Origin of the sequence: Spirillospora sp. NPDC048819 (genome assembly GCF_040650055.1) — a bacterium.
Taxonomy (GTDB): Bacteria; Actinomycetota; Actinomycetes; order Streptosporangiales; family Streptosporangiaceae; genus Spirillospora.
The window spans coordinates 81438-101405 of the sequence record NZ_JBEZGN010000038.1 but is presented as its reverse complement, the minus strand read 5'-3'; the positions used below and the strand labels follow the sequence as shown (position 1 = coordinate 101405).

Below are 19968 nucleotides of genomic sequence, written 5' to 3'. Positions count from 1 at the left end.
TTTCCGCAGGGTCGGAGTGCGGGATCCGGCCGCATGAGCGGGTGGCGTTCTCCATGGTGACAAGGTCAGCCGATTCCTAGCGTTGCGGACATGATCGAAATGACGTACCGCGTGGCGTCGGGAGAAGGGCCCACCGGCGGCATCGCCGGGTGGGCGACCGACTTGATGGACCGGCTCGGCGCCCCCGGCGCGGGGCTGGCGATCGCGCTGGAGAACCTGTTCCCGCCGCTTCCGAGCGAGGTGATCCTGCCGCTGGCCGGGTTCACGGCCGCGCAGGGAAGGATGAGCCTGACGGCGGCGCTCGTGTGGACGACGATCGGGAGCGTCGCCGGGGCGCTGGTCCTCTACGGGATCGGGGCGCTGATCGGACGGGACCGGATCCGCGCGCTCGTGGCCCGGCTGCCGCTGGTCAAACTCGACGACCTGGACCGGACGGAGGCGTGGTTCGCGCGGCACGGCGGCAAGGCGGTGTTCTTCGGCCGGATGATCCCGATCTTCCGCAGCCTGATCTCCATCCCGGCGGGGGTGGAGCGCATGCGGCCGGCGATGTTCCTGCTCTACACGACGCTCGGCAGCCTGCTGTGGAACACGGCGTTCGTCCTGGCCGGGTACGGGCTCGGCGACAACTGGCGGACGGTCGAGGAGTACGCGGGCGTGTACTCCAAGGCGGTGCTGGCTCTCGTCGCGCTGGGAGCCGCGGCGTTCGCCGCCGTGCGTATCGTGAAGGCGCGCCGGGACGCGAAGCAGCGCCAGGGCGCGGGAGAACGGCAGGCGGGCGCACATCGGCAGGGAACGCACGGGCCTGGGACGTACAGGGCGGGGACAAGAGAATTCGAACGTGATCGCATCTACTGACGCCCGCGGGCCGCGCGCCGTCGCGCGGGCCGCGGCCGGGCTCCTGCTGGGCGCGTTCACCGCGGGTGCGGAGCTGGCGCTGCTGGCGGTGGCGGCGCTCCTGATGGCCTACTCGCTCGCCTTCTCCCGCGGGCAGCGGACGGTCCCGGCGGTCGTCGCCGAGGTCGCGCAGGCCGTGACCGAGCTGGAGCGGTGGAGGCTCAGGAGGTTCCTGGGGGAGGACCGGCCCGCCGAGTACGGCCCGCTGAAGGCGCTGGCCTACCTCGTCCTGCGCGTCCCGGTCGGGCTGCTCGGCGGGGTGATCCTGCTCCTGATCGTCTACGGTGCGGCGGCCGGGGTGCGGCTGGCCCTCGGCTGGTGGGTCACGGGCGAGTACATGGACGGCATCCCGCCGAGCTTGTGGATCGTCCTCTACACCGCCGTCGCCGGCCTGGTGCTGCTGTTCCTGGCCGCGCAGGGCCTGGTCGGGGTCGCGGCGCTGGAGAAGGGCGTGGCGCGGCGCTGCCTGGGCCCGAGCCCGCTGGAGGAGTACGAGCGCCGGATCACCCAGCTGTCGGTCACCCGGGCGCAGGTGGTGGACGCGGTGGACGACGAACGCCGCCGCATAGAGCGTGACCTGCACGACGGCGTCCAGCAGCGGCTGGTGGCGCTCGGCATGCTGATCGGCCGGGCCCGCCGGGCCGGCGCACCGGACCGGGCCGCCGAGCTGCTGAAGCAGGCGCACGAGGAGTCCCAGCGGGCCCTTGCCGACCTCCGGGAGGTCGCCTGGCGGGTGTACCCGGCGGCGCTGGACGGCGAGGGGCTGCGGGCGGCGCTGGAGACGGTCGCCGAGCGGTCCGCGGTGCCGGTGGCGATCCGCTACGACGTGCCCGGGCGGCCCCCGCACGCGGTGGAGACCGCGGCCTACTTCGTCGTCTGCGAGGCCGTCACCAACGCGGCGAAGCACTCCGGCGCCGGGCGCGTGCTGGTGGACGTCGCCGCGTCCGCGACAATGATCCGCGTGCGCATCGAGGACGACGGGGCCGGGGGAGCCGATCCGGGCGGCGGCGGGCTGGCCGGGCTGGCCCGCAGGGTCGCCGCGCTGGACGGGGCGTTCGCCGTGGAGAGCCCGCCCGGCGGCCCGACCGTGATCACCGCGGAGCTGCCGTGCGGGTGATGCTGGCGGAGGACTCGACGCTGCTCCGCGAGGGCCTGGTGCGGCTGCTGGCCGAGGAGGGCCACGATGTCGCCGCCGCGGTCGGCGACGGCGACGCGCTGATCGCGGCGGTGGCCGGCGGGCCGCCGGACGTCGTCGTCGTGGACGTCCGGATGCCGCCGACCCACACCGACGAGGGGCTGCGCGCCGCGCTGGAGATCCGGCGGCGGTGGCCGGACGTCGGCGTCCTCGTCCTGTCCCAGTACGTGGAGCGGCGCTACGCCACCGAGCTGATCACCGCGGACACGACCGGGGTCGGCTATCTGCTGAAGGACCGTGTGGCGCAGGTGGACGAGTTCCTCGACGCCCTCGACCGGGTCGGTGCGGGCGGCGCCGCGTTCGACCCCGAGGTGGTGCGCCGGCTGCTGGCCGCGCACGGCGCGCGGACCGACCCCCTTTCCCGGCTGACCCCGCGCGAGCGGGAAGTCCTGGACAACATGGCCCAGGGGCATACCAACGCCTCGATCGGCGCGAACCTGCACATCTCACAGAGCGCCGTGGAGAAGCACGTCAACGCGATCTTCGACAAGCTCGACCTGTCGCACACGACCGGGTACAGCCGCCGGGTTCTCGCCGTCCTGCGGTACCTGGGGTCGGCGACCCGCTGAACCGTTCGCAGACAGCCGCCGCGAAATCGGACTAACGGGCACGGACGGGGTATGGCTGCAGGTGAGCCGACTCTCAACGTGGAGGGAGAGGTCGTGGCGGACACCAACCGAGGCGTCGTGTACCAGGCACCGGGCAAGGTCACGGTCGAGGACCTGGACTTCCCCCGGCTTGAACTGGCCGAACAGGACGGCCGCAAGCTGGAGCACGGCGTCATCCTGAAAGTACTGGCCACCAACATCTGCGGTTCCGACCAGCACATGGTGCGCGGCCGGACGACCGCGCCCGCCGGGCTCACGCTCGGCCACGAGATCACCGGCGAGGTGATCGAAACCGGCAGGGACGTGGAGTTCATCAAGCAGGGCGACCTCGTCAGCGTCCCGTTCAACATCGCCTGCGGCCGCTGCCGCAACTGCAAGGAGCGCCACACCGGCGTGTGCGAGAACGTCAACCGGGCCCGTCCGGGCGCGGCGTACGGGTACGTCGACATGGGCGGCTGGCACGGCGGGCAGGCCCGGTACGCGGTCGTCCCGTACGCGGACTTCAACCTGCTGAAGTTCCCCGCCGACCGCGACACCGTGATGGCGAAGCTGCCCGACCTGGCGATGCTGTCGGACATCCTTCCGACCGGTTACCACGGCGCCTACACGGCGGGCGTCACCACCGGCTCCACCGTGTACGTGGCGGGCGCGGGCCCGGTCGGGCTCGCCTGCGCCACGGCCTGCCTGCTGCTCGGCGCCGCCGTCGTGATCGTCGGTGACATGAACTCGCGGCGGCTCGAGCAGGCCCGCGGCTTCGGGTGCGAGACGATCGACCTGTCCCGGCACGACAACGTGCCGGAGCAGATCGAGCAGATCCTCGGCGTCCCGGAGGTGGACGCGGCCGTCGACTGCGTCGGGTTCGAGGCGCGCGGCCACGGCCCTGAAGGATCCGCCGGCGAGCAGCCCGCGACCGTCCTCAACACGCTGATGGACATCACCCGCGCCGCAGGCGGGCTCGGCATCCCGGGTCTGTACGTCACGGGCGACCCGGGCGCGGCGGACGAGAACGCCAAGGTGGGGCAGCTCGGGATCCGGATCGGCCTCGGCTGGGCCAAGTCGCACTACTTCGTCACGGGCCAGTGCCCGGTGATGAAGTACAACCGGCAGCTGATGATGGCGATCCTGCACGACCGGGTGGACGTCGCGCGCAACGTCAACGCGTCGGTGATCCCGCTCGACCAGGCGCCCGAGGGCTACGCCGAGTTCGACCGCGGCGCGGCGGAAAAGTACATCCTCGACCCGCACGGCCTGGTGGGAGCCGGGGGCTGATCCCCGGCGCGGCGAGCCCGCGGACGGGCGTGCCCGCGGGCCCGCCGCCTGCTACCCGATCCCCTCGGCGATGCCGAGCGCCATCGCCATGATGGTGAGCTGCGGGTTCACCTCGGGGCAGCTCGGCAGGACGGACGCGTCCGCGACATGGACGCCGCGCACGCCCCGGAGCCGCCCGGACGGGGCGACCGGCGCCCTGTCCTCGTCCGCGCCGAGTTTCGCCGTGCCGGTGGGGTGGAACGCGGCGAGGTGCAGGTCCGCGGCGGGGGCCATGGCGACGGCCCGGGTCAGTTCCGCCTCGTCCCTGACGACGGGGCGGCGGGCCAGGCCGGTGAGGACCTCCTCGGCCCCGGCGGCGAACAGCACCCGGCCCATCGCGACGAGCGCGCGGCGCAGGCGGGCCGCGTCCTCCCTGGCCAGGTCGTAGCGCAGCACCGCCCGGTGCCGGGCGCCGTGCACGCGGCCGGACGGTGCGTCGGCGATCATCGCCCCGAGCACGGCGAGCCGGTCGGCGTCCGCGAGTTCGCGCCGCAGGTTCCGGCCGAGGCCGGGCAGCGGGAACGAGCTCATGCCGGGCGGGGTGGCCGTCGCCTCGATGAGGATCCCGTCGGCGTGCAGTTCCTCGATGCCGACGCTCTGCATGACGCCGGACCACGACACGACCGGTTCGGCGAAGCGCCCGGCGATGTTCGTCGCGGGGTGGACGGCCATGCCGCGTCCCAGTTCCGGATGCCCGCCGAGGCCGGAGCGGCGCAGGAGCAGGGGCGTCTGGGTGGCGCCCGCGGCGACGACGACCCGCGGCGTGAGGATCTCGAAGAACGTGCCGTCCGGGCGGCGCGAGCGCACACCGGTCGCCTTGCCGCGTTCGACCAGGATCCGTTCGGCCCTGGCCTCGGTGACGATGCGGGCACCGGCCTCACACGCCTGCGGCAGCGCGTTCAGGTGCACGCCGTACTTGGCGTTGTGCGGGCATCCGACGGCGCACTGCGCGCTGCCCACGCAGCCCGGCGCGTTGCGGCGCAGCGGCGCGGCGCGCCAGCCGAGACGTTCCGCGCCGGCGAGCGCGAGGAGCCCGTTGCGGCCGAGCGGTCCCATCGGCTGCGGCGCGACCCGCAGCGTGGCCTCCACCTCGTCGAGACGCGCGCCGAACCCGTCCACGGGGGCGCCGGCGTCCGCCCACCGCCGCAGGACGTGCTCCGGCGTCCGGTAGCAGGTGCCGCTGTTGACCACGGTCGAGCCGCCGACCGCCCTGCCCTCGGGCAGCAGCACGGGCGGCCGGCCGAGCGCGACGGTGGCGCCGCCGTCCCGGTACAGGCCGAGGAAGCGTTCGAGCGGCGGGCGTTCCCGGAACTCGCGGGAGGTGAACCGCCTCCCCTCCTCCAGGACGATCACCGACATGCCGCGCCGGGCGAGGGTCCTGGCCGCCATCGCGCCGCCCGCGCCCGACCCGATCACGACGGCGTCGGCGGTCGTGCAGCCGGGCCACCGCGCCGACGGTGCGCAGTCCAGCGGGGGGTCGGGGCGGGCGAGGCCGCGCGGAGGCGGCGGCGCGGGCAGCAGCTCGGTCCCGGCGGCCAGCAGCAGCGGGATCTTCATCATCTCGGCGATCCTGGCCGTGGACGGCCGTGCGGCGACCCGCGCGCAGAAGGCGTCGCGGCCGTCGGCGTCCAGGCCGTCGAGGGCGTGCCCGGTGGTGAGGCGCGCCAGCACGTCCAGCGTCCCCGCGCCGGTGCGCAGGCCGAGCCGCGCGGACGCGGGCAGCGCCCCCGCGATGGTCTCGGCGCCCGCGGTGACGCGGGCGAGGTCCCCGGCGTCCTCGATGCCGAGCAGCGTCGCGACCGTTCCCGTCAGGGCGCTCACCGCAGCCCCACCTCGGCGTGCCCGGTCCCGTCCAGCCGCCATTCCCGTTCGGTCTCCCAGCCGCGTCCCGCCCGCCGGGCCAGGACGATCCGGACGTCGGCGCGCTCGGAGTTGTGGCAGACCGCCGGGGCGCCGTCCGGGTCGGCGTAGTCCACCGCGACGCTCTCCTCCGGACGCTGTGTCACCTCGACCCGGATGCGCCGGTCCCCGATGCGGCCGTGCACCGTCCAGGTCGGAAGCCCGATGTCGGCCCGCAGCCGCAGAGCCGCCAGCAGCGGATCCCCGGAGGGCAGATCGGTGCCGTCCACCCGCAGCCGGACGAACGGGAGCGGAGGCAGCCGGTTCATGCCCGGCCGGGTCGAGACCGCCGCGACGATCTCGCAGACGTCGCCGCCGCCGAGATCGGCGTGCAGCCACGCCCAGCGACGCGCGTTGCCGTGCCCGTAGATGCGGGCGGAACCGCCGGAGGCGCCGTCCAGCGCGAGCACACGGCCACCGAACCGGACCTCTCCGTCATACGTCGCGACCGGCTTCGGGACGATCTGCGCTGCGGGGAGCAGTTCCGACTCCCACGCCCAGCGCGGGAACGTGTGGATCGGCCGTCCGCCGCCTGTCTCACGCAGATCCCACGTGATGTCGCCCGCAGTGCCGGTGAGCCTGTCATCAGTCTGCGCGACCGGGCCGGCCGTGAACGCGGCGTCCTCAGAGCGGCTCCACCCGTAGGGGCCGAAACGCGCGAACACCGGGGTCTCGCCGGGCGGGAAGACGGCGGCCCAGCCGTGCGTGCGCGCCCCGCCCCCGTCCGGTGCGACCAGCTCGTGGTGGATCCAGACGCCCGTGCCGGTCGCCGGGTCGGTCAACGTCGTGTACCAGACCTCCAGCCGGCCCGCCTTGCCCCGCCACCGCGACCGCATCGGATCGGGCCCCGGGAACCTGGCTCCCGCGAGAAAGCGGACCAGATCGCGGCGCAGGTCGAAACGCAGCACGCCCTCCCCGGCCACGGTCCCGTCCTCGTCCGTCACCGTGACGGGGAGGGTCGTCATCGAGCGGACGGGCCGGCGCGGGTCGACCGACTTCCAGCCGTCCAGCCGCAGCCGCCGCCCGTCGCCGGCGGCGAAGTCCATGGTGTAGCGGATGCGGCGGGCGGTGAGCGGCGCGACCCGCAGCCGTCCCGTCGCGGCCCGGTCGTCGGCCCAGCCGGGGACGTGCACGCGCCCGGCCAGATCGCCCTCGGTGTCGCGCCACGGCCGCAGCACCTCGGGCAGGTCCACCGACAGCTCCAGCCGCAGCGAGCGTTCGCCGTCCTCCCCGGCGAGCCGGAACGGGCCCTCCATGACCTCGCTGAAGACCGTGCGCCGCGCGCTCATCGCGTCCTCCCCGGTTCCGTGATCATGATCGCCTCGGTCTCGGCGAAGTACGCGGCCGCCGCCGCGTGCGCCCGCGCGGCGTCGCCGGCGCACACCGCGTCGATCAGCGGCGCCATGCGGTCCGCCGCCGCGGCGGGGTCGGCGAACGCGTGCGTGAACCCCTCCCGGACGGCCATGTAGGCGTTCAGCAGGGCGTTGACCATGAACCCGTACACGCGGTTGCCGGTCGCGCGGCCGATGACGCGGTGGATCTCGCACTCGGTGAGCTGCGCCGCGTCCGCGCCGTCCGCGTCCCGCAGCCGCGCGGCGAGGTCGCGCAGCCGGTCGCGCTGCCCGGGCGTGGCGTTCGCCGCCGCCTTGGCCGCCACCTGCGCGCCCACCTCCCGCCGCACCTCGAAGATCTCCCGCATCCAGGCCGGTCCGACCGTGCTGACCAGCATCGGCAGCAGTTCGGGCCCGCCGAGCCGCTCGTAGTCGCGGACCCGGGTGCCGACGCCGTGCCGCGTCTCCAGCAGCCCCGCCTGCGCGAGCCGGACGATCGCGTGCTTCAGCGACGTCCGGGTGACCTCGTAGCCGGCGGCCAGCTCGCGCTCGGGCGGCAGGTAGGCGCCGGGCGGGTACCGGCCGGTCAGCACGTCGTCGCGCAGCCGGTCGACGAGGGAGTCCACGACGGTGTCGCGGGGGATCGGCGTGGACGTCATCCAGGACTCCTCAGTGGCAGTGGTCTAGTGGCTCATCCACTCGACCACGACCGCCGTCCGGCGTCAAGACCGTGGCAGGGTGGGAACCCGGAACACGGAAGGGGACGCGCACATGGTCGGCACGCTCGATTGGGGACCGGCGAACGAGCACCGGGACCTGCTCGCGGACCCGGTCGCCGCGGCGATCGGGGACCTGCCGGAGGCGGAGGTCGCCGCCATCGACCCGGAACTGGCCGACACGGCGGCGTTCTGCGAGCGCTACGACGTCCCGCTGGAGGTCAGCGCCAACTGCGTGGTCGTCGCCGCCAAACGCGGCGGCGAGGTCACCTACGCGGCGTGCATGATCCTCGCCACCGGCCGCGCCGACGTGAACGGCGTCGTCCGCAAGCACCTCGGCGCCCGGAAGGCGTCGTTCGCGCCGATGGCGGAGGCGACCGCGCTGACCGGCATGGAGTACGGCGGCATCACGCCGGTCGGCCTCCCCGGCGGCTGGCCGGTCCTGGTGGACGAGGCCGTCGCGGCCGCCTCCCGCGTCGTCATCGGCAGCGGCCTGCGCAAGTCCAAGATCCTCCTGCCGGGCAAGGCCCTCACCGGCCTTCCCGGCGCCGAGGTCCTCGCCCTCGCGCTCTGACCGCTGCCGTGTCCGGATGGCCTCCGCCGCCCTCCACCGCGCGCTGACCGGCCCCGGCCCCCGGCCGCTGCCTGAACGGGCCGCCCGGCTGCTGCAGGACGTCGACGCCCCACCCCGGCTGGCCGCCGACCTGCGCACCGTCCACGACGCGGCCGCCGAGCTGATCGCCAGGTCCGGGGAACGTTGTGGGAGGCGTTCATGGATCTGGACGACGTCTGCGACCGGATCGCCTCCGGCGCCGGCCGGCGTCTGGCCTTCCAATCCGCCTATCCAGTGGCCTGAAGGAACGTCCGCAACGCCGGGACGAGGATCTCCGGCGGGACGATGTGGTCCTGCCCGTCCAGGACCTCGTGGCGGCCGGCCCTGAGGGCGTCCGCGAGCCGGCGGGCGGTGTCGATCATCCAGTCGGGGCTCGCCCCGCCCGCGAGCACCAGGGTGGGCACGGCCACGGTGGCCGCCAGCTCGGCCGGAACCGTCCCGCCGCGGTCATGGACGCCGAGGGCGGCGAGGTCGTAGGCGACGGTGTGCGCGAGCGCCAGCATCCGCGGATCCTCGCGAACCTGCTGGAGCATCTCCGGGGGCATGCCCACCCCGCCCAGGAACATCGCGAGCACGTCGCCTCGGCGGCCCTCCGCCACCGCTGTGTCGATCTCCCCGGCGAGGCGGCGTGATTCCGCCATGCGCCGCGCGTCGTCGGGGTTGAACGGCGGCTCGTGCAGGACGAGCCGGTCGATCGGCAGCCCCCGCGCGGCCGCGTGCAGGGCGAGCGCGGCGCCCGACGAGTGCCCGTAGACGTGCGCCGAGCCGCCCGCCGCCGCGATCAGCGCGGCGAGGTCGTCGACCTCGCGGCCGACGGCGAACGGAGGCGTGTCGGTGCTGTCGCCGCGTCCCCGCCGGTCGTAGTTGATCACGTCGAAGTGCGCGGCCAGCGCGTCCGCGAGCGGCCGGGTGATCAGCCGGTCGCAGGTCGCGCCGCCGACGATGACGACCGGATGGCCCTCACCCGCCCGGTCGTAGGCGATGGCCGTGCCGTCCGCCGACGTCACCTTGTCCATGGTCCGCTCCTTCCGCAGAGAGTCCTCGGCGGGGTAGACCGGTGGGCCGGGCCGAACTCATCGGTCGTTCAGACGGGGATCGAGCCGACGCCGTAAGGGGTGCCGCCCACGGCGCGGGCACGGTCGAGAAGGGCGCGGTTGGCGGCGAGCATCTCCGGCACGGACGCATGGCCGGGCGAGGCGGTCCGCAGCACGCTGAACAGGACGGGATCGCCGAGGGCGTTCAGCATCGGGACGTGGCCGATCCGCAGGGCCTTGATCAAGATGACGCCGCTGAGCCCGAGGCCGTCCGGGGTCATGGCCGCGAGCGTCGACTCGATCACGGCGGCGGCGCGGGACGCGGGCAGGAACACCATCCCCCACGGATGCGGCCGCGCCCACTCGCCGAGCGCGATCAGCTCCTCCACGTCGGGACGCATGCGGTCGCAGAAGTCGATGTAGGGGAGCTCCTCGGTCTCCGCCGTGCCGGGCGGCGGCTCGCGGCCGTCCCCGTACAGGACGGCCTTCGCCTCGAAGACCCAGCCGTCCTCTGACGGCTTGACCTGGGCCGAGACGTCGTCGGCCCGCACCTCCCGCTGGACGCGGAGCACGTCCTCGGCGTCCCGGCAGGGGATGGTGCAGCACAGCACCCGCTCCGGCGCCGGGACGAGCCGCAGGGTCGCCCCCGTGATGACGCCGTGCCGGCCGAGCCCGCCGCGGACCGCGTCGAAGAGATCGGGCCGGGCCGCGGGGGAGCAGGTCACCGGCTCGCCGCCGGCCACGACGTCCAGGGCCAGGACGTTGTCGGCCTGCGTCCCGTGGACGTGCGACGTCCCGCCGACGCCGCCCGCCGAGATCGTCCCGCCGACCGTCACGTCGAGGTAGTCGGTGAGCACGGGCGGGGTCAGGCCGTGCGGCAGGGTCGCGGCGAGGACGTCCCGCCAGCTCGCGCCCGCGGCGGCGGCCGCCTGCCGCGCCCCCGCCTCGACGCCGGTGAGCCCGCGCAGGTCGAGGGACACGCCGGCGGTGAGGGACTGGCCGAACGTCGAATGCCCGGAGCCGCGCGGCACCACGTCCACGCCCTGCGCGTCGGCCTCCCTGACGGCGTCGGCGACCTCCCTCACCGATCCGGGCCGGACCACGCGGACGGGTGAGCGTTCCACGATCCCGCCGAAGTCGCGCATGCCCCCAGCCTGCCGCACGTCCCGCGGTCAGCGCCCGCGCAGGCCGTCAGCGCCCGAGCACGTCGTCAGCGCCCGCGCAGGCGGCTCGCCACGCGGCCGAGCGCGTCGCCGAGCAGATCGATCTCCTCGGGTGTCAGGACCTCGATGAGGGCTTCGCGGACGACGCGGCGGTGCCCCGGCCGGACCCTGGCGAGCGCGGCCGCGCCCTCGTCGGTCAGCTCCGCCCACACCGACCGGCGGTCCGACACGCAGCCGGTCCGCTTGACGAATCCGGCCCGTTCGAGCTGGGTGACCTGGTACGTGAGCCGGCTCTTGGACACCATCACCTCGCGCGCCAGGTCCGACATGCGCATCCGGTTGCCCTCCGCGCCGCGCAGCTTGACCAGCACCTCGAACTCGGGGTGGGAGAGCCCGCCGTCCCGCTTGAGCTGGCGTTCGATCTCGTGGTCGACCAGGTGGCCGGCGGCCAGGAAGGCCATCCAGGCGCGCAGTTCCCGCGGTTCCAGGACGTCGCCCGCATCGCTCATGCGGTGATTCTAGTTGGTGTGAAAGACGGGTTGAGTTTTCTAGATGGTCTGAATTTGAATCAAGTCGCTAGCGTTCCGCTAGTTTCATGTCCTGAATATCCCAAATGTTCCGATTGTCCGACCGGAGGAGACGAGGCATGCTCCCACCCCGCCGCCACCCCGCCCTGACCGACGCCGGCCTGCTCATCGGCCGGCTCGCCGTCGGCGTGATCTTCATCGCGCACGGCTGGCAGAAACTCACTGAAACCGGGCACGCGGGCGTCACCGGGTCCTTCGCCGAACTCGGCATCCCGCTCCCGGGCCTGTCCGCCCACTTCGCCACGTGGGTCGAACTGCTCGGGGGAGCCGCGCTCGTCGCCGGCGCCCTCGTCCCCGTCGCGGGCGTGCTCATCGCCCTGAACATGGCGGGCGCCTTCTGGTTCGTCCACATGGACAACGGCCTGTTCAACCGCGACGGCGGCTACGAGTACGTGCTGGTCCTCGGCGCCACCGCCCTGCTCCTCGCGTTCGCCGGCGCCGGCCGCTTCTCCCTTGACGCCTTCCTGTGGGGCCGCCGCGAGAACACCCGCGAGCGCGAACACGCCACCGCCTGACATGCGATGCCGCCCGCCGCCGCGCCCGGGTGACGGGATGTGATCTAAATAACACTCACCCGGCGGTCACGTCCGCCGTGACCGCCGGGTAAACATCGGTTACCTGCCTGGAAAGGAATATGGCCCGCTCCAATCCCTCCGAGATGCCGCCCCGCGCCCCTGACATCGCCCTTTTCGGACCACTCCGGCTTAACGTCGAAGTGACAAGATGTTCCCGATGACCGTTTCTGGGCATGAGTGATCGCTGAGAGTTCCTGGAGAGGCGGGTCGCAGGTGTCGCGCGGTAGTGAGTTCGTTGTGGTGGCCAATCGGCTTCCGGTCGACCGGACCGTCGGAGCGGACGGGGTTCCGCGCTGGCGCCGCAGTCCGGGCGGCCTGGTCAGCGCCATCGCCCCGGTGATGCGGCGCCGGAAGGGCACCTGGATCGGCTGGACCGGCGCGCCCGACGAGGAGCTTGAGCCGTTCGAGGAGGACGGCATGTCGCTGCACCCCATCGCGCAGTCCGCGCAGGAGGTGGAGCTCTACTACGAGGGCTTCTCGAACGCCACGCTCTGGCCCCTCTACCACGACGTCATCGCCCCGCCCGTCTACGACCGCGCGATGTGGGACGCCTACGTCCGCGTGAACCGGCGGTTCGCGCAGGCCACGGCGAAGGTCGCGGCCGAGGGCGCGATCGTCTGGGTGCAGGACTACCAGCTCCAGCTCGTCCCGCGGATGCTGCGCGAGCTGCGTCCCGACCTGCGCATCGGCTTCTTCCTGCACATCCCGTTCCCGCCGCTGGAGCTGTTCTGGCAGCTGCCGTGGCGGCGGCAGATCCTGGAGGGGCTGCTCGGCGCCGACCTGGTCGGCTTCCAGCTCCCCGGCGCGGCGGCCAACTTCGTGCGGCTGTGCCGGCGGCTCCTGGACGCCCGCTACGTCAAGCAGGACGTCTTCTGGGACGACCGGGCCGTGCGGGCCCGCGCCTTCCCGATCTCGGTGGACGTGGGCGAGCTGAACGACCTGGTCGGACGCCCGGAGGTCCAGGAGCGGGCCCAGGAGATCCGGACCGATCTCGGGGACGCGACCGTCCTGCTCGGCGTGGACCGGCTCGACTACACCAAGGGCATCACGCAGCGCCTGCAGGCGTTCGGGGAGCTGTTCGAGGACGGGCACCTCAAGCCGGGGCAGGCCGTGTTCGTGCAGATCGCCACGCCGAGCCGCGAGCGGGTCGAGCAGTACCAGCTGCTCCGGGAGGAGATCGAGCAGCAGGTCGGGCGGATCAACGGGGAGTACGGCGAGATCGGGTTTCCGGTCGTCCACTATTTGCACAGTTCGTACGACCGCCCCGAGTTGACCGCTCTGTACCTGGCGGCGGACGTGATGGTGGTGACCCCGCTGCGCGACGGCATGAACCTGGTCGCCAAGGAGTACGTGGCGTGCCGCAAGGACCTGCGCGGGACACTCGTGCTCAGCGAGTTCACCGGTGCCGCGGCCGAGCTCAAGCGGGGCGCGTTCCAGGTCAACCCCTACGACATCGACGGACTGAAGGGCACGCTGCTGTCCGCGCTGGCCGCCGGGCCCGCGGAGCAGGCACGGCGGATGCGCTCGATGCGCCGCCGCGTGATCGAGAACGACGTGGACCGCTGGGCCCACGCGTTCCTCAGCGAGCTGGAGCGTCCGGAGCGCCCGGCCCAGGTTCGGCCGGCTCCCGCGGCGCCGGAGGGCTGACCCGCAGGTCGAAGGCCGCCCAGACGGCCTTGCCGCCGGTGGCGAGCCGCGCCCAGCCCCACGCGTCGCTGACCGCGCCGACGACGAGCAGGCCGCGGCCGCCCTCGATGAACCGGTCCGGGTCGCTGGGGAGGGCCTCGGGGGCCCGCCCGCCCGGGTCGGTCACCGAGACGACCAGGCGCCTGGGGTGTCCGATGAGGACGAGCTGGATGGGGCACAGCGGCAGCGGCTGGGGGAGTCCCTCCATGCCGTGCCGGAGCGCGTTCGTGGCCAGCTCCGACACCGTGATCACGACGTCCTCGACGCCCGTGGACAGGCCCCAGCCGCCCAGCGTGGCCTCGGTGAACTCCCGCGCCGACCGGGGCGTGGTGATCTCCGCGGGGAACACGCGCCGCGCCATGCGCGGGGTGCCGGCGTGCGGCGCGGGCCAGAGCCCGGCCAGGCCCGGTGCGACCACCGGGACGGTCGCGGGCCCGTGGGCGGGGACGTTCGGGCCGTTCGGCGCCGGAGGCGCGTCCGGCCAGGAATGAAGGGCCGCGGCGTGCCGCGGCCTGCCGCCTCCCATGGCGGCGGGGGCTGCGACTTCGTCTGCCTGGTCAACGGTCATGGTCAAACCTCAGAGGCGTGCGGGATCGGTCACCGGCGAGCGTTCGCTATCTTGCTCCCCAAGTCGTGCAGATGCAAGACCGTCTGCATGAACGAATGCAAGAACGAATGCACGTGCATCTCGTACCATTGTGTGGGGTGGGGCGAGATCGCGGCCTTCCTACGGGGAGGCTGAGACGCCTAGAGGGGGCAACGATGGACGGCCAACCGATGTCGGACGTCTGGCGCGACGGGCTCGTCTGGCAGAAGAGCCGGCGCAGCAACCCGTCCGGGAACTGCGTCGAGATGGCCGAACTCCCCAACGGGGAGATCGCCGTGCGCAACTCCCGGGACCCCGAGGGAGCGGTCCTCGTCTACACGCGCGAGGAGGTGGAGGCCTTCGTGGGAGGAGCCAAGGACGGCGACTTCGACCACATGCTCGTCTGACCCGCGGGCTCTGGCCCACGGACTATGACCACGGGCTCTGACCACGGGCTCGTCCGACCACGGCGATGAAACCGAACGGGATTCCATTCCGTGGTCCGGCCCGGTAACGTGCGGCCATGCACCTGGGGCAGATCGCCGCACAGACGCCCGACAAGCCCGCCGTCGTCATGGCGGGCTCCGGGCGAGTCATCACTTTCCGGGAACTGAACGAGGAGTCCAACCGGCTCGCGCAGCTGCTCCACGCGGAGGGGCTGCGCCCGGGGGACCACATCGCCTTCATGCTGGAGAACCATCCGCTGTACCTGGCCATCGCCTGGGCGGCCCAGCGTTCGGGGCTCTACTACACCGCCATCAGCACGCGGCTCCAGCATGAGGAGCTCGCCTACATCGTGGACAACTGCCAGGCGAAGGCCTTCATCACCAGCGCGGCCATGGAGACCGCCGCGCAGCACCCGCCGGACGTGCCGCTGCGCCTCATGCTCGGCGGCGCGGCGCCCGGCTACGACTCGTACGAGGAGCGCGTCGCCCAGCACCCGTCCACACCGATCGAGGACGAGTGCGAGGGCATGGACATGCTCTACTCGTCCGGCACGACAGGCCGCCCCAAGGGGGTGAAGCCGGCCCTGTCCAAGGCGCCGATGGGCGAGCCGGGGCCCCTCTACCAGCTTCTCTCGCTGCTCTTCCAGCCCGACGCCGGCTCGGTCTACCTGTCCCCGGCGCCGCTCTACCACGCCGCGCCGCTGCGCTACTGCATCACCATGCACCGCTTCGGCGCGACCGTCGTGGTGATGGAGAAGTTCGACCCGGAGCAGGCCCTCGCCGCGATCGAGAAGCACGGCGCCACGCTCAGCCAGTGGGTGCCGACCATGTTCATCCGGATGCTCAAGCTCCCGGAGGAGACCCGCGCCCGCTACGACGTGTCCAGCCTGCGCGCCGCTGTGCACGCCGCCGCTCCCTGCCCCATCCCGATCAAGGAGCGGATGATCGAGTGGTGGGGCCCGATCCTCCACGAGTACTACGCCGGCACCGAGGGCAACTGCTTCGTCTACACCAACTCCGAGGACTGGCTCGCCCACAAGGGCACGGTCGGACGCTGCGTGCTCGGCGAGGTCCACGTCTGCGACGAAGAGGGCAACGAGCTGCCGGCCGGGGAGCCCGGAACGCTCTACTTCGGCAACGGCCCCGAGTTCGAGTACCACGACGACGAGGCGAAGACCGCCGCGTCCCGTGACCCGAAGGGCCGCGGGTGGAGCACCCTCGGCGACGTCGGCTACGTGGACGAGGACGGCTTCCTCTACCTCACCGACCGCCGCGCCTACATGATCATCAGCGGCGGGGTGAACATCTACCCGCAGGAGGCCGAGAACGTCCTGGCCGTCCATCCCAAGGTCATCGACGTCGCCGTCTTCGGCGTCCCGGACGCCGAGATGGGCGAGGCGGTGAAGGCCGTCGTCCAGCCCCTGTCCATGGACGACGCCGGGCCCGAGCTGGAGGCCGAGCTCATCGGGTACTGCCGCGAGCAGCTCGCCCACTACAAGTGCCCGCGCTCGGTCGACTTCCGGCCCGAGCTTCCCCGGCATCCGACCGGGAAGCTCTACAAGCGGCTGCTGAAGGACGAGTACTGGGCGGACGGGCGTCCCGCGACGGCCTGAGACGGCCCTGAACGGCCGAAACCCCGGCCGGGTCCCTCGGGATCCCGGCCGGGGCCTGCAGTGCGCCAGCGGCGCGCTCAGTGCATCGGCATCGGCGCGTCGACGGCCGCGGCCTCCGGCTTCCTGCGCGGCAGCAGCAGCGCCGGGATGAACGCCAGGGCGATCAGCGCGGCGCCGTACCAGTAGGTGTGCTGGAACGCGTCCGCCATCGGACCGGCGATCTTCTCCATCACCGCCGGCGGCACCTCCTCGGTGCCGCCGATCTCGCCGCCGGCGCCGCCGCCGAGCTTGGCGGTCAGCTGGCGGGCCAGCAGGACCGCCATCATCGCGGTGCCGATGGACGCCGACACCTGCTGGATGATGTTCAGCATCGTGCTGGCGCGCGGCACCTCGTCGTGCGCGAGGGTCTGGATGGCGGCCGCCATGACCGGCATCATCGTCATGCCCATGCCGAGGCCCATCGTGAACAGAACCGCGCCGAGCGCCCAGTAGGACGTGTCCGACTCCAGGATCGCGGCGAAGCCCACCACCGACAGCACCACGACGACCAGGCCGCTCAGCACGACCCGCCCGGGCCCGATCCGGTCGACGAGCTTCCCGCCGATCGGCATCGTGATCATCGCGCCGAGGCCCTGCGGGGCCAGCAGCAGGCCGGAGGCCATCGCGCCCTCGCCGCGCACCGTCTGGTAGTACAGCGGCAGCAGCAGCATCGCGCCCATGAACGCGGTCACGAACAGCACCATCGTGCCGGACGCCGCGGCCACCGACCGGCGCTTCAGGAGCCGCAGGTCGATCAGCGGGTTCTCGGCGTACAGGGCCCGGAACACGAACCCGATCACCAGCACCGCGCCGGCGGCCGTGAAGACCAGCGGTTCGGTCTGCAGGAAGTCCCGTCCCTCGGCGCCCTTGGCCACACCGTAGATCAGCGAAGCCAGGCCGGGGGACAGCAGGAGGAGCCCGATGAGGTCGAGCCGTTCGGCCGGCTTCGGCTCGTCCGGCTTCAGGATCCGGCCGGCCAGCACCAGCGCGACGATGCCGATCGGCAGGTTGATGAAGAAGATCCACCGCCAGGAGACGTCGTCGACGAGCCAGCCGCCGAGGATCGGGCCCATGATCGGGCCGAGCAGCATCGGGACGCCGATGATGCTCATCACCTGGCCGACCCGCTGCGGGCCCGCCGCCTGCGTCATGATCGTCATGCCGGCCGGCATGATCATGCCGCCGCCCAGGCCCTGCAGGACCCGGAAGAAGATCAGGGACTCGGCCGACCACGCCAGGCCGGCGAGCGTCGAGCCGAGCACGAACAGCACCAGCGAGATCATGTACAGCCGCTTGGTGCCGAACCTCGCCGAGGCCCATCCGGTGATCGGGATCACCGTGGCCAGCGCCAGGGTGTAACCCGTCGCCACCCACTGGATCGTCGCCAGCGAGGTGTTGAACTCCTTGGCGAGGTCGTTGATGGCGACGTTGACGACGGTCACGTCGAGAATCGACATGATCGCGCCGAGGACGACGACCCCGGCCACGGCCAGCACGCCGCGGTCGAGCCCGCCGCCGGCGCCCGGTTCCTCCCGTGGGCCGTCCGCCATCTTGGGAGATGCGGGAGCGGTCAACTCTTATCCAATCGTCAGGGCCGCATGCGGGCACGCAGGACCGTGGGCACGTTCTTCGGGGATTACGCTGCAAAATACTGCAGCGACTGACACTTCCGCGAACCGTTAACCTTCGCGGGCTCCGGGAGTATTCCAGCGGAGTACGACGAATTCGCGCTGCTCCACGACGTCCAGCCTCCGACCTCGACCGCGCTCGAGGTCAACCCGGTGTGACCGACGCGACATCAGAACCTCCCTCGCCTTCACGCCCAGACAGACCGCCGGCCTCGCATGAACTCATCGGTGCGCGCCGGGAAACTTTCGCCATCCCTATGGCCACTGAATGCGATCAAATGAATACTTAGAGTGGTCGAGTCATGTGGAGGTGTGATGGCAGCCGAGGTGTCCGAGAACCCGCTGGCCGTGTCGATGATGGGCCTGCTCACCGGCGGCTGGGTCGCCCAGGCCGTCGGCGTGGCCGCGCGCCTGAAGATCGCCGACCGGCTGGCGTCCGGCCCCCGCTCCGCCGGCGACATCGCCCGCGCCGTGGGCGCGCACCCGCCCACACTGCACCGCCTGCTCCGCGCCCTGTCCGACGTCGGCGTCGTCCAGGAACGCGAGGACGGCCTCTTCAGCGCGACCCCGCTCGGCGACCTCCTCCGCAGCGACGTGCCCTCCCTGCGCGGCTACGCCCTGCTGACCTGCTCCTCGTTCCACCGGGAGGCCTGGAGCGCCCTGGAGCACAGCGTCCGCACCGGCGAACCGGCCTTTGCGCACGTCCACGGCCAGGAGCTCTTCGACCACCTGCGCGACACCCCCGCCGACGGCGCCGTCCTGAACGAAGCCATGATCGCCCTCTCCGGCGAGTTCATCGCCCCGGTCGTCGCCGCCTGCGACTTCGAACCGGGCCAGACGATCGTGGACGTCGGCGGCGGCCACGGCGTCGTCCTCGCCGAAATCCTGGCCGCCAACCCCGGTACGCGGGGCGTCCTGTACGACCTGCCGGGCGTCATCGCCGACGCCGAGGACGGCCCGCTCCGCACAGCCCTCGCCGAGAGCCGCTGCCGGATGATCGCCGGAACCTTCTTCGAGTCCGTCCCGTCCGGCTGCGACACCTACGTCCTCTGCCACATCGTCCACGACTGGGACGATGACCGCGCCGTCCGGATCCTCGCCAATTGCCGCGAGGCCATGAGGCCCGACAGCCGCCTCCTCCTGGGCGAAGGGCTCCTCCACGAGGGCCCGAACCCGTCCCGCATGAAGTGGCTCGACCTCGAAATGCTCGTGATGACCTGCGGCGGCCTGCAACGCACCCAGTCCCAATACGAGGACCTCTTCCAGCGCGCGGGCCTGCGCCCCACCGGCATCCCTGCCCAAGGCCCCACGTTCAGCGTCCTGGAAGCCCGCCCGGCCTAGGCGACGTGGTCCTGCAACGCAGCCGCGTCCGCCGCCATGAGCTGCACCACGGAAGGCACATGCACGTACCCCTGCCGACGCCGCCCGCCGACGGAGACCCTCAGATCCGGCTGGTACGCGCTGGGACAGATCCCGTCGTACCCGTGCCTCACGATCCCCCAGTAGATGTCCTCCGACACCGCGAGGACCAGCGGCGCCGGACTCTCCCGCAGACCCTGCTTCAGCTTCGGCGAGTCCAGAAGCCGGCACGCCAGGTCGACGGCCTCCCCGAAGCACCCGTTCTCGTCCCGGTGAACTTCCCCCGCATGCACGACGACCCGCACCCGCAGCCCGAGCCGAGGGCGTTCGGCCGCCGGCAGCCCCGCGTTGTACTCGACGAGCTGATGCGCGAGCTTCGGCACCAGCCTCGACAGCAACAGCGTCTTGGGCAACTCGTCCACCGGATGCAACAGCACGAGCACCCCGTCGCCCCGGTCCTCGAACGGATCACACCAGCGCCCGTCTATCCCCGCGTGACCCATCGCCACCCCGAGCATGCGGTAGACCTGCGCCCGCAACTCCTGCCTGACCGGGTTCGTCCGAGCGGCCGCCGTCGACCCCTCGATGTCGATGACAAGGATGCTCCTGTGCACTGGCTGACAACTCACCGGTGCGACCCCAATCCCGCACGGCCCGTCCGCCGGTACGCCCGCATCCCGGATGACTC

19 protein-coding genes are annotated in these 19968 nt (G+C 72.5%); 10 read left to right on the top strand and 9 right to left on the bottom strand.

Annotated features, from left to right (window positions below; genetic code table 11):
• Positions 1-99: 99 nt before the first annotated feature.
• The 4 genes from AB0C35_RS36950 to fdhA all read left to right on the top strand — a co-directional run bounded on the left by AB0C35_RS36950 (position 100) and on the right by fdhA (position 3966).
• The gene (locus AB0C35_RS36950) at positions 100-855 is read left to right on the top strand and encodes a DedA family protein (RefSeq protein WP_358466546.1); all 756 of its coding nucleotides are present in this window, start codon (positions 100-102) and stop codon (positions 853-855) included.
• Positions 839-2011, top strand: a complete 1173-nt coding sequence (locus tag AB0C35_RS36945; RefSeq protein ID WP_358466521.1) for a histidine kinase — start codon at positions 839-841, stop codon at positions 2009-2011. Before AB0C35_RS36950 ends, AB0C35_RS36945 begins: the two co-directional genes overlap by 17 nt.
• Positions 2002-2658, top strand: a complete 657-nt coding sequence (locus AB0C35_RS36940) for a response regulator transcription factor (protein ID WP_358466519.1) — start codon at positions 2002-2004, stop codon at positions 2656-2658. Before AB0C35_RS36945 ends, AB0C35_RS36940 begins: the two co-directional genes overlap by 10 nt.
• Before the next feature lie 93 nt (positions 2659-2751).
• Positions 2752-3966, top strand: a complete 1215-nt coding sequence (gene fdhA, locus AB0C35_RS36935; protein ID WP_358466517.1) for a formaldehyde dehydrogenase, glutathione-independent — start codon at positions 2752-2754, stop codon at positions 3964-3966.
• A 51-nt stretch (positions 3967-4017) separates the two neighbouring features.
• On the opposite strand, the gene AB0C35_RS36930 is transcribed toward fdhA, so the two are convergent.
• The 3 genes from AB0C35_RS36930 to AB0C35_RS36920 are packed head-to-tail and all read right to left on the bottom strand — an operon-like array spanning position 4018 to position 7894.
• Positions 4018-5826, bottom strand: coding sequence for a GMC family oxidoreductase (locus AB0C35_RS36930; protein WP_358466515.1), 1809 nt, complete (start codon positions 5824-5826; stop codon positions 4018-4020).
• Positions 5823-7193 carry a hypothetical protein gene (locus AB0C35_RS36925; RefSeq protein WP_358466513.1) on the bottom strand — a complete coding sequence of 457 codons (1371 nt, stop codon included), beginning with the start codon at positions 7191-7193 and terminating at the stop codon, positions 5823-5825. Before AB0C35_RS36925 ends, AB0C35_RS36930 begins: the two co-directional genes overlap by 4 nt.
• Complete coding sequence (locus AB0C35_RS36920; protein ID WP_358466511.1) at positions 7190-7894, bottom strand: GntR family transcriptional regulator; 705 nt, start codon at positions 7892-7894, stop codon at positions 7190-7192. The genes AB0C35_RS36925 and AB0C35_RS36920 overlap by 4 nt, the downstream gene beginning before the upstream one ends.
• 112 nt (positions 7895-8006) lie before the next feature.
• Between AB0C35_RS36920 and AB0C35_RS36915 the strand changes: the two genes are divergently transcribed.
• Entirely contained in the window at positions 8007-8525 is a 519-nt protein-coding gene (locus tag AB0C35_RS36915; protein ID WP_358466544.1) for a YbaK/EbsC family protein, read from the top strand.
• A 266-nt stretch (positions 8526-8791) separates the two neighbouring features.
• Here the strand turns inward: AB0C35_RS36915 and AB0C35_RS36910 are convergent, their stop codons facing one another.
• The 3 genes from AB0C35_RS36910 to AB0C35_RS36900 all read right to left on the bottom strand — a co-directional run bounded on the left by AB0C35_RS36910 (position 8792) and on the right by AB0C35_RS36900 (position 11270).
• On the bottom strand, positions 8792-9580 hold the full coding sequence (locus AB0C35_RS36910; RefSeq protein ID WP_358466509.1) for an alpha/beta hydrolase: 789 nt from the start codon (positions 9578-9580) through the stop codon (positions 8792-8794).
• 68 nt (positions 9581-9648) lie between these two features.
• The gene (locus AB0C35_RS36905; RefSeq protein WP_358466507.1) at positions 9649-10743 is read right to left on the bottom strand and encodes an FAD-binding protein; all 1095 of its coding nucleotides are present in this window, start codon (positions 10741-10743) and stop codon (positions 9649-9651) included.
• 65 nt (positions 10744-10808) lie between these two features.
• On the bottom strand, positions 10809-11270 hold the full coding sequence (locus tag AB0C35_RS36900) for a MarR family transcriptional regulator (RefSeq protein ID WP_358466505.1): 462 nt from the start codon (positions 11268-11270) through the stop codon (positions 10809-10811).
• A 137-nt stretch (positions 11271-11407) separates the two neighbouring features.
• Between AB0C35_RS36900 and AB0C35_RS36895 the strand changes: the two genes are divergently transcribed.
• Positions 11408-11863, top strand: coding sequence for a DoxX family protein (locus AB0C35_RS36895; RefSeq protein WP_358466503.1), 456 nt, complete (start codon positions 11408-11410; stop codon positions 11861-11863).
• Between the two features lie 273 nt (positions 11864-12136).
• Entirely contained in the window at positions 12137-13570 is a 1434-nt protein-coding gene (locus AB0C35_RS36890; protein WP_358466501.1) for a trehalose-6-phosphate synthase, read from the top strand.
• Here the strand turns inward: AB0C35_RS36890 and AB0C35_RS36885 are convergent.
• The gene (locus AB0C35_RS36885) at positions 13503-14177 is read right to left on the bottom strand and encodes an ATP-binding protein (RefSeq protein WP_358466499.1); all 675 of its coding nucleotides are present in this window, start codon (positions 14175-14177) and stop codon (positions 13503-13505) included. The two genes, AB0C35_RS36890 and AB0C35_RS36885, sit on opposite strands and share 68 nt — an antisense overlap.
• A gap of 194 nt (positions 14178-14371) precedes the next feature.
• Between AB0C35_RS36885 and AB0C35_RS36880 the strand changes: the two genes are divergently transcribed.
• Positions 14372-14602, top strand: a complete 231-nt coding sequence (locus tag AB0C35_RS36880) for a DUF397 domain-containing protein (protein WP_358466497.1) — start codon at positions 14372-14374, stop codon at positions 14600-14602.
• A 116-nt stretch (positions 14603-14718) separates the two neighbouring features.
• Positions 14719-16254, top strand: coding sequence for an AMP-binding protein (locus AB0C35_RS36875; RefSeq protein ID WP_358466495.1), 1536 nt, complete (start codon positions 14719-14721; stop codon positions 16252-16254).
• A gap of 77 nt (positions 16255-16331) precedes the next feature.
• Here AB0C35_RS36875 and AB0C35_RS36870 read toward each other — a convergent pair whose 3' ends face one another.
• Positions 16332-17843 (bottom strand): DHA2 family efflux MFS transporter permease subunit, encoded by a 1512-nt coding sequence (locus AB0C35_RS36870; protein ID WP_358466493.1) that lies wholly within the window; start codon positions 17841-17843, stop codon positions 16332-16334.
• 393 nt (positions 17844-18236) lie between these two features.
• Here AB0C35_RS36870 and AB0C35_RS36865 point away from each other — a divergent pair, with 393 nt between their 5' ends.
• The gene (locus AB0C35_RS36865; RefSeq protein WP_358466491.1) at positions 18237-19262 is read left to right on the top strand and encodes an ArsR family transcriptional regulator; all 1026 of its coding nucleotides are present in this window, start codon (positions 18237-18239) and stop codon (positions 19260-19262) included.
• On the opposite strand, the gene AB0C35_RS36860 is transcribed toward AB0C35_RS36865, so the two are convergent.
• The gene (locus AB0C35_RS36860) at positions 19259-19894 is read right to left on the bottom strand and encodes a hypothetical protein (protein ID WP_358466489.1); all 636 of its coding nucleotides are present in this window, start codon (positions 19892-19894) and stop codon (positions 19259-19261) included. The genes AB0C35_RS36865 and AB0C35_RS36860 overlap by 4 nt on opposite strands.
• Positions 19895-19968: the final 74 nt, after the last annotated feature.

What these genes read in the sequence shown, in the direction of transcription:
- AB0C35_RS36950 (WP_358466546.1), top strand. Translation starts at nt 100, where the DNA reads ATGACGTACCGCGTGGCGTCGGGAGAAGGGCCCACCGGCGGCATCGCC.
- AB0C35_RS36925 (WP_358466513.1), bottom strand. Translation starts at nt 7,193, where the DNA reads ATGAGCGCGCGGCGCACGGTCTTCAGCGAGGTCATGGAGGGCCCGTTC.
- AB0C35_RS36920 (WP_358466511.1), bottom strand. Translation starts at nt 7,894, where the DNA reads ATGACGTCCACGCCGATCCCCCGCGACACCGTCGTGGACTCCCTCGTC.
- AB0C35_RS36915 (WP_358466544.1), top strand. Translation starts at nt 8,007, where the DNA reads ATGGTCGGCACGCTCGATTGGGGACCGGCGAACGAGCACCGGGACCTG.
- AB0C35_RS36910 (WP_358466509.1), bottom strand. Translation starts at nt 9,580, where the DNA reads ATGGACAAGGTGACGTCGGCGGACGGCACGGCCATCGCCTACGACCGG.
- AB0C35_RS36905 (WP_358466507.1), bottom strand. Translation starts at nt 10,743, where the DNA reads ATGCGCGACTTCGGCGGGATCGTGGAACGCTCACCCGTCCGCGTGGTC.
- AB0C35_RS36900 (WP_358466505.1), bottom strand. Translation starts at nt 11,270, where the DNA reads ATGAGCGATGCGGGCGACGTCCTGGAACCGCGGGAACTGCGCGCCTGG.
- AB0C35_RS36895 (WP_358466503.1), top strand. Translation starts at nt 11,408, where the DNA reads ATGCTCCCACCCCGCCGCCACCCCGCCCTGACCGACGCCGGCCTGCTC.
- AB0C35_RS36885 (WP_358466499.1), bottom strand. Translation starts at nt 14,177, where the DNA reads ATGACCGTTGACCAGGCAGACGAAGTCGCAGCCCCCGCCGCCATGGGA.
- AB0C35_RS36880 (WP_358466497.1), top strand. Translation starts at nt 14,372, where the DNA reads ATGGACGGCCAACCGATGTCGGACGTCTGGCGCGACGGGCTCGTCTGG.
- AB0C35_RS36875 (WP_358466495.1), top strand. Translation starts at nt 14,719, where the DNA reads ATGCACCTGGGGCAGATCGCCGCACAGACGCCCGACAAGCCCGCCGTC.
- AB0C35_RS36870 (WP_358466493.1), bottom strand. Translation starts at nt 17,843, where the DNA reads ATGGCGGACGGCCCACGGGAGGAACCGGGCGCCGGCGGCGGGCTCGAC.
- AB0C35_RS36865 (WP_358466491.1), top strand. Translation starts at nt 18,237, where the DNA reads ATGGCAGCCGAGGTGTCCGAGAACCCGCTGGCCGTGTCGATGATGGGC.